Annotated in this window: 11 protein-coding genes; 7 read left to right on the top strand and 4 right to left on the bottom strand. The window is 62.2% G+C overall.

What is annotated here, in order from left to right; genetic code table 11:
• Window positions 1-27: 27 nt before the first annotated feature.
• Complete coding sequence (locus tag PQR67_RS30605) at window positions 28-876, bottom strand: IclR family transcriptional regulator (protein WP_408466541.1); 849 nt, start codon at window positions 874-876, stop codon at window positions 28-30.
• A 143-nt stretch (window positions 877-1,019) separates the two neighbouring features.
• Here PQR67_RS30605 and PQR67_RS30600 point away from each other — a divergent pair, with 143 nt between their 5' ends.
• The 3 genes from PQR67_RS30600 to PQR67_RS30590 all read left to right on the top strand — a co-directional run bounded on the left by PQR67_RS30600 (window position 1,020) and on the right by PQR67_RS30590 (window position 5,971).
• Window positions 1,020-2,228, top strand: a complete 1,209-nt coding sequence (locus PQR67_RS30600) for an acyl-CoA dehydrogenase family protein (protein WP_408466540.1) — start codon at window positions 1,020-1,022, stop codon at window positions 2,226-2,228.
• Window positions 2,229-2,248: 20 nt separating this feature from the next.
• On the top strand, window positions 2,249-4,477 hold the full coding sequence (locus tag PQR67_RS30595; protein ID WP_408466539.1) for an acetate--CoA ligase family protein: 2,229 nt from the start codon (window positions 2,249-2,251) through the stop codon (window positions 4,475-4,477).
• A 99-nt stretch (window positions 4,478-4,576) separates the two neighbouring features.
• Window positions 4,577-5,971, top strand: a complete 1,395-nt coding sequence (locus PQR67_RS30590) for an MFS transporter (protein ID WP_408466538.1) — start codon at window positions 4,577-4,579, stop codon at window positions 5,969-5,971.
• Here PQR67_RS30590 and PQR67_RS30585 read toward each other — a convergent pair.
• On the bottom strand, window positions 5,965-6,105 hold the full coding sequence (locus PQR67_RS30585; protein ID WP_408466537.1) for a hypothetical protein: 141 nt from the start codon (window positions 6,103-6,105) through the stop codon (window positions 5,965-5,967). The genes PQR67_RS30590 and PQR67_RS30585 overlap by 7 nt on opposite strands.
• On the opposite strand from PQR67_RS30585, the gene PQR67_RS30580 reads away from it, so the two are divergent.
• Together PQR67_RS30580 and PQR67_RS30575 are read left to right on the top strand one after the other, a co-directional pair.
• On the top strand, window positions 6,104-6,910 hold the full coding sequence (locus PQR67_RS30580; protein ID WP_408466536.1) for an alpha/beta fold hydrolase: 807 nt from the start codon (window positions 6,104-6,106) through the stop codon (window positions 6,908-6,910). The genes PQR67_RS30585 and PQR67_RS30580 overlap by 2 nt on opposite strands.
• A gap of 408 nt (window positions 6,911-7,318) precedes the next feature.
• Complete coding sequence (locus PQR67_RS30575) at window positions 7,319-7,546, top strand: hypothetical protein (protein WP_120342398.1); 228 nt, start codon at window positions 7,319-7,321, stop codon at window positions 7,544-7,546.
• 158 nt (window positions 7,547-7,704) lie between these two features.
• Here PQR67_RS30575 and PQR67_RS30570 read toward each other — a convergent pair whose 3' ends face one another.
• Window positions 7,705-9,933 (bottom strand): NADP-dependent isocitrate dehydrogenase, encoded by a 2,229-nt coding sequence (locus PQR67_RS30570; protein WP_408466535.1) that lies wholly within the window; start codon window positions 9,931-9,933, stop codon window positions 7,705-7,707.
• 409 nt (window positions 9,934-10,342) lie between these two features.
• Here PQR67_RS30570 and PQR67_RS30565 point away from each other — a divergent pair, with 409 nt between their 5' ends.
• Entirely contained in the window at window positions 10,343-12,529 is a 2,187-nt protein-coding gene (locus tag PQR67_RS30565) for a TonB-dependent siderophore receptor (RefSeq protein WP_408466534.1), read from the top strand.
• Between the two features lie 3 nt (window positions 12,530-12,532).
• On the opposite strand, the gene PQR67_RS30560 is transcribed toward PQR67_RS30565, so the two are convergent.
• Window positions 12,533-13,465, bottom strand: coding sequence for a LysR family transcriptional regulator (locus tag PQR67_RS30560; RefSeq protein ID WP_408466533.1), 933 nt, complete (start codon window positions 13,463-13,465; stop codon window positions 12,533-12,535).
• A gap of 129 nt (window positions 13,466-13,594) precedes the next feature.
• On the opposite strand from PQR67_RS30560, the gene PQR67_RS30555 reads away from it, so the two are divergent.
• Entirely contained in the window at window positions 13,595-15,196 is a 1,602-nt protein-coding gene (locus tag PQR67_RS30555; protein ID WP_408466532.1) for an MFS transporter, read from the top strand.
• Window positions 15,197-15,433 lie beyond the last annotated feature (237 nt).

Here is a 15,433-nt window from a genome sequence, read left to right as displayed (position 1 = left end):
GAAATCGCAGGTGGTCGTTCAGCGCCGCTAATAAATCCCCATCGCCCCTTCAATACTGCGCACCATCGAAACCAGCCGCGGCCCGATATCGCCTTCCAGTTGATTTTCCTTCAGCAGGTAAGACGGCACCCCGCAGTTGAACACCAGGATCTCGCCGTCGGCCGAAGGTTTCATTGGCACCGCGACGGCGTGCACTTCCTGGCGCAAGTCTCCATACGAGACGCAGAAACCGCGCTCATAGAAGCAATCGATGCCGCTCATCACGCGCTCGCGAAACGTGTTCCATTCATTCGGCGCCTTCACCGCGATCTCATTGCAGAGCGCCTCGCGCCGCTCGACCGGGAGCGCCGCAAGCAGCGCGCGGCCCATCGCGGTTCGCACGATCGGATAGCTCAGGCCGATATCCGCGGGCAACCCCAAAGGCGTCGTGCTGCGGCTGCTTTCCAGGTACACCACATTGAGCCGGTCGCGCATGCCGAGCGAGACCGAGCCGCGAATCTGATCCGCCAGGTCTTTCATCGAAGGTCGCGCGATCTGCCGCACGCTCAAGCTCGCGAGCAACGGATAGCTCAACGACAGCACCGCCGACCCGAGCTGAAACTTGTTGTTCATACGATTGACGCGCAAGTAGCCGAGGCGCGTGAGCGTGTAGGTGAAGCGTGAGATCGTGGCCTTGGTCATGCCCGTACGCGCCGCCAGTTCCGCATTGCCGAGTTGCGATTCGCGCGGCGTAAAGCAATGCAGGATATCGAGGCCGCGCGCCAACGTGGTGGCGAACTGCCGGTCGCCGTCGAACTCGTCGGGTTCGTAGCGCGCCTTCGAATCCAGATAGTCGCTTGCCAGCGCCGCCGCGGAATGCTTGCTGTTGGCTGCCATGATCGTCTCCCTTCAGATAGCCAATTTTGCGCTCGCTGTTCAGCATATCCAAACTCTGTTCTGCAGAGTCGAACAAATCACGCCGGATACCTGTAAATCTTCGATAGTGAAGTCATAAATCGACTCACATGACGGAGACAAGCATGACCAGCCATCCCACGCCTTTCGACGCGATGCTCGCCGATGTCGCGCGCTTCGTTCGTGAAGAAGCCATACCGCGCGAGAACGAGATCGAAAAGGCCGATGCCGTGCCGGCGGATCTGGTCGAGCGCATGCGCGCACTCGGCTATTTCGGCTGGAGCATTCCGCGCGATTTCGGCGGCGCGGGACTGTCGACAGAGCAACTCGTGCGCGGCGCATTCGAGCTTTCGCAAGCCTCGGTAGCATTCCGTGCGCGGGTCGGCACCAATACCGGCATCGGCTCGGAAGCGCTCGTGGCCGACGGCACCGAAGCGCAGAAGCAACGCTATCTGCCGCGCCTCGCGTCCGGCGAGTTGACCGGCGCTTTCGCCTTGACCGAGGCGGAAGCCGGCTCGGATGCCACCGCCTTGCGCACCACCGCGCGACGCGACGGCGATCATTACATCCTCGACGGCACCAAGTGCTTCATCACCAACGCGCCGATCGCGGACCTGTTCACGGTGATGGCCCGCACCGATCCGGCCACGCCCGGCGCCGCCGGCATTTCCGCATTTCTTGTCGAGCGCGGCATGGCTGGGCTCTCTACCAGCGCGCCTTACGACAAGATGGGTCAGGCGGGTTCGCCGGTCGGCGACGTCGTGTTCAATGCGTGCCGCGTGCCCGCGGCCAGTCTGATCGGCGGCGTCGAAGGCCAGGGCTTCCGTACTGCGATGAAGGTATTGAACAAGCAACGGATTCATCTCGCCGCGCTGTGCACGGGCCCGGCCATGCGGATGCTTGAAGAAGCCGTTGCCTACACATCGAAACGCGAACAGTTCGGCAAGCCTGTTGCCGAGTTCCAGCTCGTGCAGGCGCTGATTGCCGAATGCCAGACCGAAATTTTTGCCGCGCGCTCGATGATTCTCGAAACCGCTCGCCAACGCGATGCGGGCAAGGACGTCGCGCTGGAAGCCTCGATGTGCAAGATGTTCGCCTCCGAGATGTGCGGCCGCGTCGCGGATCGCGCGGTCCAGATGCTCGGCGGACGCGGCTATCTCACCGGCAATGCGGTCGAGCGGTTTTACCGCGACGTGCGCGCGTTCCGCATTTACGAAGGCACCACTCAGATTCATCAGTTGAACATCGCGAAGATCACGCTGCGGCGCGCGGCTGAACGCAATCAGGCACAACCGCAGGACAGCGATCATGCCGATGCTGCGCGTGCCGCATGAACACCGCCATGGAAAATGTCATGAACCCAGCCGCGCACGCCAAAAAACCGCTCGACATTCAACGGCTCGTCGAGCCGCGCTCGATCGCGATCGTCGGCGCCTCGAACGATCCGAAGTCGATCAGCGGCCAGCCGATGCGCTTTCTGCTGCAGCACGGTTATCAGGGGACGCTGTACCCGGTGAATCCGAAGTATGCGGAGATCGACGGCGTAGCGTGCCACACCAGCATCGCCGCCTTGCCCGTTACGCCCGATCTCGCGCTGATCCTCGTCGCGGCGCGCCGCGTTCCCGACATGCTGCGCCAATGTGGCGAAAAAGGGATCGGCTTCGCGATCATCTACAGTTCCGGATTCGCTGAAGCGGGCGAAGCCGGCGCCGCCTTGCAACGCGAATGCGCGGAGCTCGCGAAGGCGTTCGGCATCCGCGTGATCGGCCCGAACTGCCAGGGCCTGGTTAGCACAGGCGCGAGCGTCTACGCCGGCTTCGGCGCACCGTTCGGTGTCGATTACCGGCGCGGCGGCCTGTCGTTGATTTCGCAAAGCGGCGGGTTTGGCTGCGCGCTGCTGTTGATGGCCGACGAGCTCGGCATCGGCTTGCGGCATTTCATCACCACCGGCAACGAGGCCGATGTCAGCCTGCTCGATCTTGTCGATGCCTGTATCGCCGACCCGCAGACCTCGCTGATCGCCGCGTATATCGAAGGCCTGAAAGATGCGCGGCGTCTCGTCGAGGTTGCCAACCGCGCGCTCGATGCCGGCAAACCACTCCTTGCATGGAAAGTCGGCAACACCGCCGACGGCGCCAAGGCAGCCGCGTCGCACACGGCGAATCTGGGCGGCGCCTCGGCGCTCTATCGCACGGCATTCCGCCAGACCGGCGTGATCGAAGTCAGCGATGTTGCCGACCTCGGCGACTACGCCCGCGCCTTCGAAGCCAAACGCCTGCCACACGGCAACCGGATCGCGGTCGTCACGCTCTCCGGTGGCGCCGGCATTCTGATTACCGATGCCTGCGCTGAACGCGGCATGTCCGTGCCCGCGTTGTCGGCCGCTACGCTCGAGCGGCTCAAACCCATCGTGCCCGCGTTTGCTTCGCTGAACAATCCGGTCGATCTCACGGCGGGCATCCTCGCCGAGCCGAAGATTTTTGCCGACGCACTGCAGATCATTGCCGACGATCCGGACATCGATTCCATCGCGATCATGGCGGCCGCGGCGAGCGGCGAAGTCGCCCGCGCGATGGCCGAGGCGATCGTGCGTGTCTACGACGCCACGGCCAAGCCGATGATGCTCGCCTGGAACGCGCGCCGCGATATGGCGCGTGAAGCCTACGAGATGATCGAAGCACACGGCGTGCCCTTGTACGCCACACCCGTGCGTTGCGGACGCGCGTTCGCGGCGCTGTCGGACTATGCACAGGCACAGCGAAAGCGCGCCGCGGCACGCCACGCCGAACCGCGCGCCCAGGCGCGCTACGAGGTCGAGCATGCTCGCGCGCTGCTGGCTGTCAGTCAGGGTGACCTGACCGAACACACGTCGCAGGCGCTGCTGCGCGATTACGGCATCGAGACGCCGAAGAGCGGGCTCGCCCATCACCGCGACGAAGCATGCGCGATTGCGCGGTCGATCGGCTTTCCGCTCGTGATCAAGGTGCAATCGCCCGACATTGCGCACAAGACGGAAGCCGGCGCCGTGCGGGTCGGCATTCGCGATGAAGCCACGCTTGCCGACGCCTTCGATGAAATCGTCGCCAATGCGCGCCGCCATGTGCCTCACGCGCGAATCGAAGGCGTGCTGGTGCAGGAAGAGATCCGCGACGCGATCGAGATGATCGTCGGCATCGAGAACGATGCGTCGTTCGGACCGGCTGTGATGTGCGGCCTCGGCGGAATCTATGCCGAAGTGCTGAAGGACGTGACGTTCCGGCTCGCACCCGTCACGTACGCCGACGCTCACGCGATGATCCGCGAATTGCGCGCCTTCGCGATGCTCAACGGTGCGCGCGGCAAACCGCCCGGCGATATCGAAGCGCTCGTCGAAACGATTGTCGCGCTCTCCGCAATGGCGCTCGACCAGCAGGCGTATCTGAAGGAACTGGATATCAATCCGCTGTTCGTGCTGCCCGCAGGCAAGGGCGTGCGGGCCGGCGACGCGTTGGCACGCTGCCTGCCGCGCGCGGACACCGTAGTCGGCGCCGTCGACCACATGCACGAAAGCGAGCATTGCGCGGCGGCCGTCGTGGACGGATAGTGACGCGGTGCCGAACCGCTTTGAGACTGGACGTCGCTGGTTTGCCGAGCAACATGCACGGCGACGCTCACCGCAGTGGGCATTCTTCGCGAGACCATCATGCACGGCTATTCGCATTCAGGCACACCGACTACCGACGACCTCACACCGGTCGAAGTCGAACGCACTTACCGCAAGATCTTTTTCCGGCTGATCCCGTTGCTGTTTCTCTGCTACGTGATCAGCTATATCGACCGCGTCAACATCAGCTTCGCCAAGCTGCAGTTCATGCACGACCTCGGCTTTTCGGAGTCGACCTACGGGCTGGGTGCGGGGCTTTTCTTCATCGGTTACGTACTGTTCGAAGTCCCAAGCAATCTGTGGATGCAACGCGTCGGTGCACGCCGCACGCTGTTGCGCATCATGTTCGCGTGGGGGCTGGTGTCGAGTCTGATGATGTTCGTCCGCACGCCGACGCAGTTCTACGCAATGCGTTTCCTGCTCGGCGTGACCGAAGCGGGCTTCTTCCCCGGCATCATCTTTTATCTGAGCTGCTGGTTTCCTGGCGCGCGGCGCGCACGCGTGACCGCATTCCTGATGATGGCGACGGCGGTGGCGGGCATTGTCGGCGGCCCCATGTCCGGATTCATCATGACGCGGCTGGCGGGTGTCGGCGGTTTGCCGGGCTGGCAGTGGCTATTCCTGCTGGAAGGCGTGCCCGCCGTGACGCTCGGCATCGTCGCGTTCGTCATGCTCGGCGACAGGCCGGAAGACGTGAACTGGCTCGACGCGCGTGAAAAGGCGCTGGTGTCGCGCGAACTCGCCGCCGATGAGAAGACCAAACAAAGCGGCCATCTCGACGGGCTGCGCGGCGCGCTCGCCAATCCACGCGTGTATTTCGCGGCGCTCGTCTATTTCGCGGTGATGATGCCGTTCAACGCGATCGGCTTCTGGGCGCCGACCCTCATCCGCGACATGGGGGTCGCCAACGTGCTGGACGTGGGGCTGTTGTCGGCACTCGTTTTTATCGCGGCAGCGCTCGGCACGTATGTGGTCGGCGCCAGTTCCGACCGGACCATGGAGCGTCGCTGGCACATCGCCGCGAGCGCTTGCGTGACCGCGCTGGCGTTCGCGCTCCTGCCCGCCGCCGGCCATAACGTCGCGCTCGGTGTGGGCCTGCTGGCGCTGGCCGCGGCGGCTTCCTACGGCGCCTTCGTGGTGTTCTGGACGATTCCGCAGACCTTCTTGCCGCGTTCATCGGCAGCGGGCGGCATCGCGATGATCACGAGCCTCGGCGGCACAGGCGGCTTCGTGAGTCCGGCGTTCGTCGGCTGGGTCAAGACCCAGACCGGCAGCGCGCAATTCGGGCTGATTGGATTGGCCGTGGTGCTGCTTGCCGGGGTCGGGTTGATGCTCGTGGTGTTTCCCGCGCCGGGAAGGGTCGTTTCGAACGCCACGTCAGCAGGTCATTCGAATGCGCCGGCGCAGCATGGACTCGGGCAGACCAATCATTGAAAGACGTTGCGGTTGCGGTGACCTGACGCGCCGTTCGGGCGCGAGAATTCGTAGCCCGGTTGATTTTCTGGTGACGGCGCCGGCAAGCTGATGGATCCTTGGGTTGCCAAACTCACCAGGAAGAAACCGTCCATGGAATTCCACGACGACGATCTCACCCATTTCGCAGCCCACGGTGCCGCCCCGCTGCCCGCTTCAAGCGATCAAGGCTACGTCGGGCACGAAGGGGCACGCATCTGGTACGCGTCATACGGGAGCGGCGCGCCGGTCATCCTGCTGCACGGCGGTCTGGGGCACAGCGGCAACTGGGGCTATCAGGTTCCGGCGCTGATCGGCTCCGGGCACCGTGTGGTCGTGATCGACAGCCGCGGTCATGGCCGCAGCACCCGCGACGCGCGTCCCTATCAGTACCAGCTGATGGCCTCCGACGTTCTGGCCGTGATGGACACGCTGCAGCTCGAGCGCGCCGCGATGGTGGGCTGGAGCGATGGGGCCTGCGTCGCCATGGTGCTGGGCAGTCAGGCCCCCGAACGGGTTGCGGGCGTGTTCTTCTTCGGCTGCAACATGGATCCGGGCGGGACGAAAGAATTCGCGCCGACGCCGATCATCGACCGGTGTTTCGCACGGCATGCCAAAGACTATGCGCAGCTCTCGGCCACGCCCGACGACTTCGACGCATTCGTTGGCGCCGTCAGCGAAATGATGAGAACCGAGCCTAATTATTCCGCCCACGATCTGGCCCGGATTCGCGTGCCGGTTGCGATCGTGCAAAGCGAACACGACGAATTCATCAAGCCGGATCACGCCGACTATCTTGCGCGCAGCATTCCCGGCGCGGCGTTGATTCTCCTGCCGGGCGTGAGTCATTTCGCCCCGCTGCAACGGCCGGCGCAATTCAACCACGTGATGCTCGCTTTTCTGCAGCGGGTTCTCCCCTGAACGGAGCCATTCACCCGTGCCGTTTCGCTGTGCCGAGAACGCATGGCGCCCACTATTTGGCCAGGACGTCAAAATTTCACGATGTGGCATGAGCCCTTGCTTCGTAAAAAATCGTGGTGCGTGGCACAAATTCGCCATTTCGCAATGTCGCCCCACGTTGCACATCGTAAAACGTCGCGATTAAGCCTTTATTTTTAAAAGATATTTTTTGATCGAATGAACCGTCTAACGCCCCCTTGCGCCATGACTTGCTGACGTAGACTCTTTTACAAGAGCCGACGCTTCATGGAACGCAGCGAAAAGGGTGCAGCAAAAGACGGGACGAAGCGCAGTCGCAGCGAGTCCCCCGCCCCTTACCTGAAGCCACCACGGCACAGCGATTTTTAATTGGCAATTGGGAGACTAAAAATGAAAGGCTTTCGCTTTGGATCGACCCAGGGAGCGTTCTACATTTTGCCGGCCCAGGATGGTTGGGAGGCAACCTACGGCAACGAGACGCTCGGTGAATTTTCCTGCCCGGAACAGGCAGCCGATGAAGTCGCCCGCGGCCTGAGCTGCCCGCAACTGACGGAAGTCGACACGTCGACGCTCGAAATTCCTGAAAAACTCAGCGAATGGGAAATCGTTCACGTGTGAAGGCCGGCATGACCGATTCGATACGCGTAGAAACGACGATGGCGCTCCTGACGAGCGCCATCGTTTTGCTTACGGCTTATTTCCGTGCTTGCTTCAGCACCTTGAACGGCGGCTTCAGCCTCTCGTTCAGCACCTCATGCAGCACCTCGATCAGGACCTTAAACGACCGCGTCCACGATCTTGTTCAGCGTCGCGCTCGGGCGCATGGCCTTGCTCGTCAGTTCGACATTCGGACGGTAGTAACCGCCGATATCCACCGGCTTGCCTTGCGCTGCACCCAGCTCTTCGATGATCTTCGCTTCGTTGTCGGCCATCGCCTTGGCCACGCCGGCGAACTGCGCCTGCAAGGCAGCATCTTCCGTTTGCGCGGCGAGTGCTTCCGCCCAGTACATGGCCAGGTAGAAGTGGCTGCCGCGGTTGTCGATACCGCCAATCTTGCGCGCCGGCGACTTGTCGTTGTCGAGGAACTTGCCGGTTGCCTGATCGAGCGTTTTGGCCAGAATCTGCGCCTTCGGGTTGTGATACGCGCCGCTCAGGTGTTCGAGCGAAGCCGCCAACGCCAGGAATTCGCCGAGCGAATCCCAGCGCAGGAAGCCTTCTTCGACCAGTTGCTGAACGTGCTTCGGCGCCGAACCGCCCGCGCCAGTTTCGAACATACCGCCACCAGCCATCAGCGGGACGATCGACAGCATCTTCGCGCTGGTGCCCAGTTCCATGATCGGGAACAGGTCGGTCAGGTAGTCGCGCAGCACGTTGCCGGTGACCGAGATCGTGTCCTTGCCGGCACGAATGCGTTCGATCGAGAACTTCGTGGCTTCGACCGGCGTCATGACGCGGATATCCAGACCGGTGGTGTCGTGGTCCTTCAGGTATTGCTCGACCTTCCTGATGATCTGGGCGTCGTGCGCGCGCGCTGCGTCCAGCCAGAAAATAGCCGGCGTGCCGGTGGCGCGAGCGCGATTGACCGCGAGCTTGACCCAATCCTGAACCGGCGCATCTTTGGTCTGGCACATGCGCCAGATGTCGCCCGCTTCAACCGGCTGCTCGATCAGCACCTTACCGGCTGCGTCGGTCACGCGAACCACGCCGCTCGCCGGAATCTGGAACGTCTTGTCGTGTGAACCGTATTCTTCAGCGGCTTGCGCCATCAGGCCGACGTTCGGCACCGTGCCCATCGTGACCGGGTCGAAAGCACCGTTCTTCTTGCAGTCTTCGATCACCGCCTGGTAGACGCCGGCATAGCAACGGTCCGGAATCACCGCCTTGGCGTCGTGCAGCGCGCCGTCCGCCCCCCACATCTTGCCCGACTCGCGAATCATGGCCGGCATGGACGCGTCGACGATCACGTCGCTCGGCACGTGCAGGCTGGTGATGCCCTTGTCCGAGTTGACCATGGCCAGTTGCGGGCGTTGCGCGTATTGGGCCTTGATGTCGGCTTCAATCGCTTCGCGCGTTTCTTCCGGCAGGTCCTTCAGGCGCGCGTACAGGTCGCCGATACCGTTGTTCGGGTTGAAACCGGCTTGCGCCAGCGCGTCGGCGTGCTTGGTCAGCACGTCTTTGTAGAACACCGAGACCACGTGACCGAAGATGATCGGATCCGACACCTTCATCATGGTTGCTTTCAGGTGCACCGAGAACAGCACGCCTTTGCTCTTCGCGTCGGCGATTTCTGCTTCGATGAAGCTGCGCAGCGCGTTTTTGGAGAGCACCGACGCGTCGATGATCTCGCCCGCTTGCACGGCCGTCTTCTCTTTCAGGACCTTGGTCGAGCCGTCGGCGGTGGTCAGCTCGATCTTCACGGCGCCGGCTGCTGCGATCAGCGCCGATTTTTCGCTGCCGTAGAAATCGCCGCCGCTCATGTGCGCCACGTGCGATTTCGAGTCCGCGCTCCACGCGCCCATCTTGTGCGGGTGCTTGCGGGCGTAGTTCTTGACCGACAACGGCGCGCGGCGATCCGAATTGCCTTCGCGCAGCACCGGGTTCACGGCGCTGCCCTTGATCTTGTCGTAGCGCGCCTTGACGTCTTTTTCAGCGTCGGTATTCGCTACGTCCGGATAGGACGGCAGCTTGAAGCCCTGATCGCGCAGTTCGGCAATCGCAGCCTTCAGTTGCGGCACCGAAGCGCTGATGTTCGGCAGCTTGACGATGTTCGCTTCCGGACGCGTGGTGAGTCCACCCAGTTCCGCCAGATCGTCGGGACCCTTCTGTTCCGCGGTCAGGTAGTCCGGAAATGCAGCGATGATCCGGCCGGCGAGCGAGATATCGCGCGTTTCAACGATCACGTCGGACGAGCGCGTGAACGCCTTGACGATCGGCAGCAGCGAATAAGTCGCCAGAGCAGGCGCTTCGTCGGTCAGGGTGTAGATGATCTTCGGCGATGTGGACATGTTTTGATGCTTTGCTAGGTGAAGTGGTAGACAGGGCGTTCGTGGCGCTGAGCCCGCGAGTTGCGACGAAGCAGCAAAACGCAGCGCGACCCACGGCACTACTTTTTACGGCTCGACCGTGAGTATATGCGTGTTTTCCTCTACTCGCTGCTAAACAAACATATTGCCGACCCGCCGCAAACGGGGTCGAGTCCCGCCAGATAAGGCTTACAGCCAGTTACCCTAGGCCTTAAGACAGATGTCTTATAGATGACTTGAGTTGAAAGCATATTGTTAATGCGAATCAGATGCATTACCATTCGCTTGCAAACGACGTCTGGCCCACCTGTTTAACCACCATCCGCATCGAACGATGCCGTTTCGCCCATCCTGGGTGCGCGACGGCGTCGCGCTGCCTAACTCAAACACTATGCAGAATTTCCTTCTCGCCAGCCGCCCAGCGCGGCCGACGTCGATGCGCGGCCACCGCCGCGCACCGTCTCTACTCAGTGCGGGGCTGTTCGTCAGCGTCGGTCTGTCGTTGTCCACGCTGTCGTCATCGGCATCGGCACAGGACGCGGCAAGCGACGCCGCCACGCTGCCGGCCGTGAGCGTCTCGGCCACGAAAGACACAAGCGTGGCGCAAGCCGACACCGTCAGCGCGGGCGCCCTGGGTACGCGCCGTGCAGTGGACACACCGTTTTCGACCCGCACCGTAACGAGCGAGGAAGGCAAGGACCTGTTCGCGACGACCTCCAACGATCTGTTCAAGTACGACCCGGCCGTGTCGGTCAGCAGCGATAACTCGGTCGGCGAAAACTCGATGTTCCAGGTGCGCGGCATGCCGATCGACACGCTGAACAGTATCAAGGTGGACGGCCAGACGTTCCCGTCCTGGGACACCGACCTGCCGCTCGAACCGTTCGAGCAGGTGGAATTGCTGAAGGGTCTGTCCGGTTTCATGTATGGCTTCGGCTCACCGGGCGGCATCGTCAACTTCGTGCTGAAACGGCCGACCGACGACCCGTACCGCAGCATTTCGGTCGGCTACCGGTCGGCCGGCGTGTTCACCGAGGCGATCGATCTGGGCGGCCGCTTCGGCAACGACAACCGTTTCGGCTATCGCCTGAACCTCGTCAACGAGGACGGCAATACCGCCGAGCAGAACGGCCATATTCGCCGCCAGGTCGCCTCGCTCGCGCTGGACTTCCGTATCACGCCGGACCTGACCTGGACGGTCGACGCCTTCTATCAGAAGCGTAAGACCAACGGCACGCTGTTCGGCATGGGCTTCGCCAGCGGTCTGGGAATTCCCGACGCGAGCACTGTCACCCACGCGCTGACGCAGCCGCAGAATTACTACCAGACCGAGATGGCCTCGTTCGGCACGGGCCTCGATTACCGCCTCTCGGAGAACTGGCATGCGAGCGTGAAGTATCGTTTTGCCAAGGAGAACCGCACCAACTCGGATAGCTTCCTGTTCGTCAACGACGCCGCGGGCAACTATTCGAACACGCTCTATGCGGCCATGACGCGCTACTTCTATCAGAACGTCGACGCGATGGTGCAGGGCAAGTTCAACACCGGCAGCATCAAGCACGACGTCGTGGCCGGCGCGAGCTACCAGACGCAAACCGCCGAGTACAGCAACAGCACGGGTTGGAACAACGGCTATTTCCTCGGCACCGGCAATCTGTACAACAGCACCTTGCTGACCAACGACGAAGTCAGCATCGGCTCGGAGCTCTATCGTCAGCAACGCATCACGCAGGCCGCGTTGTACGCGAGCGATACGCTGCAATTCACGTCGCGTCTGTCGGCCCTGGTCGGCGTGCGCTACACGCAATTCCGCCAGCATCAGTACGATCCGTCGAGCGCCGTCACATCGCAGTACAGCGCGAACCCGGTCACGCCGACCTTCGCGCTGATGTTCAAGACCGACCCGTATTCGACGGTGTATGCGAGCTATGTCCAGTCACTCGAACAGGGCGGTGCCGCGTCGAACACCAACCTCAACTACCCCGCCACGTACGGCCCGTTGAGGAGCAAGCAGTATGAAATCGGCTTCAAGACGGATCACGCAAAATGGGGCGCCAACCTCGCGCTGTTCCGCGTCGACCAGGGTTACAACTATACGAACACGGCCAACGTGTTCGTGCAGGACGGCACCAAGCGCTACACCGGCATCGACGCGAGCGGCTGGCTCGCGTTGACGAGCGAATGGCGCGTGATGGGCGGCATGATGTGGCTCGATACGAAGGCTGTCGATATCGACGACCTGGCCATCGAAGGCAAGCGCATTTATGGCGCGCCGCGCTTCACGTTCACGGGCCGTATCGAGTACAACCCGTCGTATCTGCGTCCGCTGACGCTGGCGTTCGGCGGCAAGTATGTCGGCAACCAGGCGGTCGACGCCGCCAACACGCAGTTCGTGCCGGCCTATACCACCTTCGATCTGAGCGGCCGGTATGAGACGAAGATCGCCGGCAAGGACGTGACATTGCGCGCGGGCATCAACAATATGTTCAACCGCCGCTACTGGACCACGGCGTGGGGCTCCTTTGTCTCCCCTTCGCCGACGCGCACGGCCGTGGCCAGCGCCACGATGCAGTTCTAGGCACTATGCGTCAGTCAGGGCGTCCACGCTGGGCGCCCTGACCATGGCGGGAATTCCCGCCACCAGCGCGTCGATCGCATAGCGCGTTTTCAAGGCCAGATAGCGGCTCTTCGGCCACACCACGTGGATCTCCTGCTGGGGTCGAAAACAGTTCTCCATGACCGCGACCATTTGGCCCGTTTGCACATAACGGCTCAGCAACCAGCACGGCAGCCACGCCAGACCAAAGCCGGCAATCGCGGCGTCCACGATCCCCTGCATGTCGTCAAAACCGAGTTGCGGTTCGACCTGGGCACGGCGGATTTGCCCGTCGACATCCACCACGTCCCACGGCTGTGCCACGCCCGCGCGCAGGTAGGCGATGGTCGTATGGCCGCGCAATTCGTCGACGTTACGGGGCTTGCCGCGTTGTGCGAGATAGGACGGCGCCGCGCCGATGCTCGCGTATTGCACCCCCAGCCGGCGCGCCGCGAGACTCGCGCTGTCGGGCAGCGGACCAATCCGCACGACCAGATCGAAGCCCTCTTCCACCACGTCCACGAAGCGATCGCTGATCGAAATATCGATCTTCAGTTGCGGATGCCTGCGCGCGAGTTCGAGCAGGACCGGCGCCACGCAATGATGGCCGAACGCCTGTGGCACGCTCACCCGCAGACGCCCTTTGGGTTCGCGCCGCCCTGAGTCGAGATCGGCTTCGGCCGCCTCGAGTTCCGCCAATGCACGTACGCAGCGGTCGTAATAGGCCTGCCCGTCTTCGGTAAGACTCTGGCTGCGCGTGGTGCGATTGAGCAGGCGCACACCGAGGCGCTTTTCCAGCCGCACGATCACCTTGCCGACAGCCGAACGCGTCAGGTTCATGCGCTCCGCCGCCAAAGCAAAACTGCCCGTTTCGACGACACGCACGAACGTCGTCACGCCATCCAGGATGTCGCTCATATCCCTCACCTCATTGGTTCCCTCAAAGACGCATTCACGGGACAAAACAGCGTCAATAGGGACGCTAATTCCCTTCTATATTACACATTCTCTGGTGGCCAGGGCCATCGACTATCGAGGTGAATTCCTATGTCCAGCGAACCGGCGCAAACGACGACCCGCTTCTCCATCCGCAAGAACACCTTGGCGCTGGGCGCCGTGTGTCTTGCTTCACTGATGTTCGGCCTCGAAATTTCGAGCGTGCCGGTGATCCTGCCCACCTTGGAGCGTGTTCTGCACGGCGACTTCAAGGACATGCAATGGATCATGAACGCCTACACGCTTGCGGTCACTACGGTACTGATGGCAACCGGCACGCTTGCGGACCGATTCGGCCGCCGGCGGATTTTCGTCATGGGTATTGCGCTGTTTGGCCTGACCTCACTGATTTGCGGTCTCGCGCAGAGCGTGCCGACGCTGATCGTTGGGCGTTTGTTGCAAGGCGCGAGTGGCGGCGCGATGCTGATATGTCAGGTTGCCGTGCTCTCGCACCAGTTCAACGAGGGACCCGAGCGCGCCCGGGCGTTCAGCGCGTGGGGCATTATTCTCGGCATCGGGTTGGGCTTTGGGCCGATCATTGGCGGCATGATCGTGGCGGTATCGGGATGGCAATGGGTTTTCTGGGTGCATGCGCTGCTCGCCATCCTGACCTTGGCGCTGGTTTTCGGCGGCGTGCAGGAATCGCGCGATCCGCACGCGCATACACTCGACGTGGCCGGCATCGCCACCCTGTCGCTGGCGGTTTTCGGTTTGGTGTATTTCATCACGCAGGGTCCCGACCTCGGTTTCAGCAGCCCTCGCGCGATTTTCATTCTCGTGGCGACGGTGCTTGCCTTCGTAGCATTTCTGTACGCGGAGCGCTTTAGCGCGCGCCCGATGTTCGATTTCTCGGTATTCAGGATTCCGCAGTTTTCGGGTGCTTTGATGGGTTCCGCGGGCATGAACTTCAGTTTCTGGCCTTTCATGATTTACATACCGATCTACTTCCAGATCGGTCTTGGCTACGACAGCATGACTGCGGGACTGGCCTTGCTTGCGTACACGCTGCCGACGCTGCTGTTCCCTCCGCTTGGCGAACGGCTTATTGTGCGTTACGGCTCAGGAATCGCGATTCCCGGTGGCCTCTTCGTCATCGGCCTTGGTTTCATGTTGATGAAGTTTGGCAGCAGCGTCGCGCATCCGGACGCGTTGACGATGTTGCCTGGTTGCATACTCGCCGGCGCCGGTCTCGGCCTGACCAACACACCGGTAACTAACACGACGACCGGTGCGGTTCCTGCGGAGCGAGCGGGCATGGCATCCGGGATCGACATGAGTGCGCGGATGATTACGCTTGCGATCAACATAGCGTTGATGGGTGCGATCCTGATTGCCGGCATCCTGTTCCACCTGAAGGCGAGACTGCCTGCAACGATCGACTCCGGCCTGCTTGCGCGACTTGCCGAGAAAATTGCCGCGGGAGATGTGGAAGCGGTCAGAGCGGGAATACCGGCGCTAGCGCAAATCGATCCCACGGGAACGGCGGTCCACGCGGCGTTAATCGACGGCTTTGGGTGGGTGATGCTATATGGTGGCGTTGGTGTATGGGTACTCGCGGTACTTAGTTTTATGATTTCGGGCAGCGCATCGAGGCGACTAAGAAATGTAGAACCCCGTGCCGCACAGCAAGTCCCCCGTTGCGACTCGTGCTAAAGCACTCACAAGAACGGGCCGCCACCAGGGCGGCCTGCGCCCATGCGGGCGCATACGTTCAGGCCGCGGAAATACTTCGCAACCCAAACAATCGGTGTTAAGAAATGCGCGGCGGCGCGCGCAGCGCCGCCGGAAGAATGACTGCTGTGTCACAGACGCGGAGTGTGCGGGAACACAGATTCCAGATGCACCACTACCGTGGCTGCGCGGGGGACCCGCTTAAGAGCTGGCGGTGTT

The organism is Paraburkholderia fungorum (assembly GCF_046026025.1).
Lineage (GTDB): Bacteria > Pseudomonadota > Gammaproteobacteria > Burkholderiales > Burkholderiaceae > Paraburkholderia > Paraburkholderia fungorum_E.
This window is presented reverse-complemented; position numbering and strand designations above follow the sequence as displayed.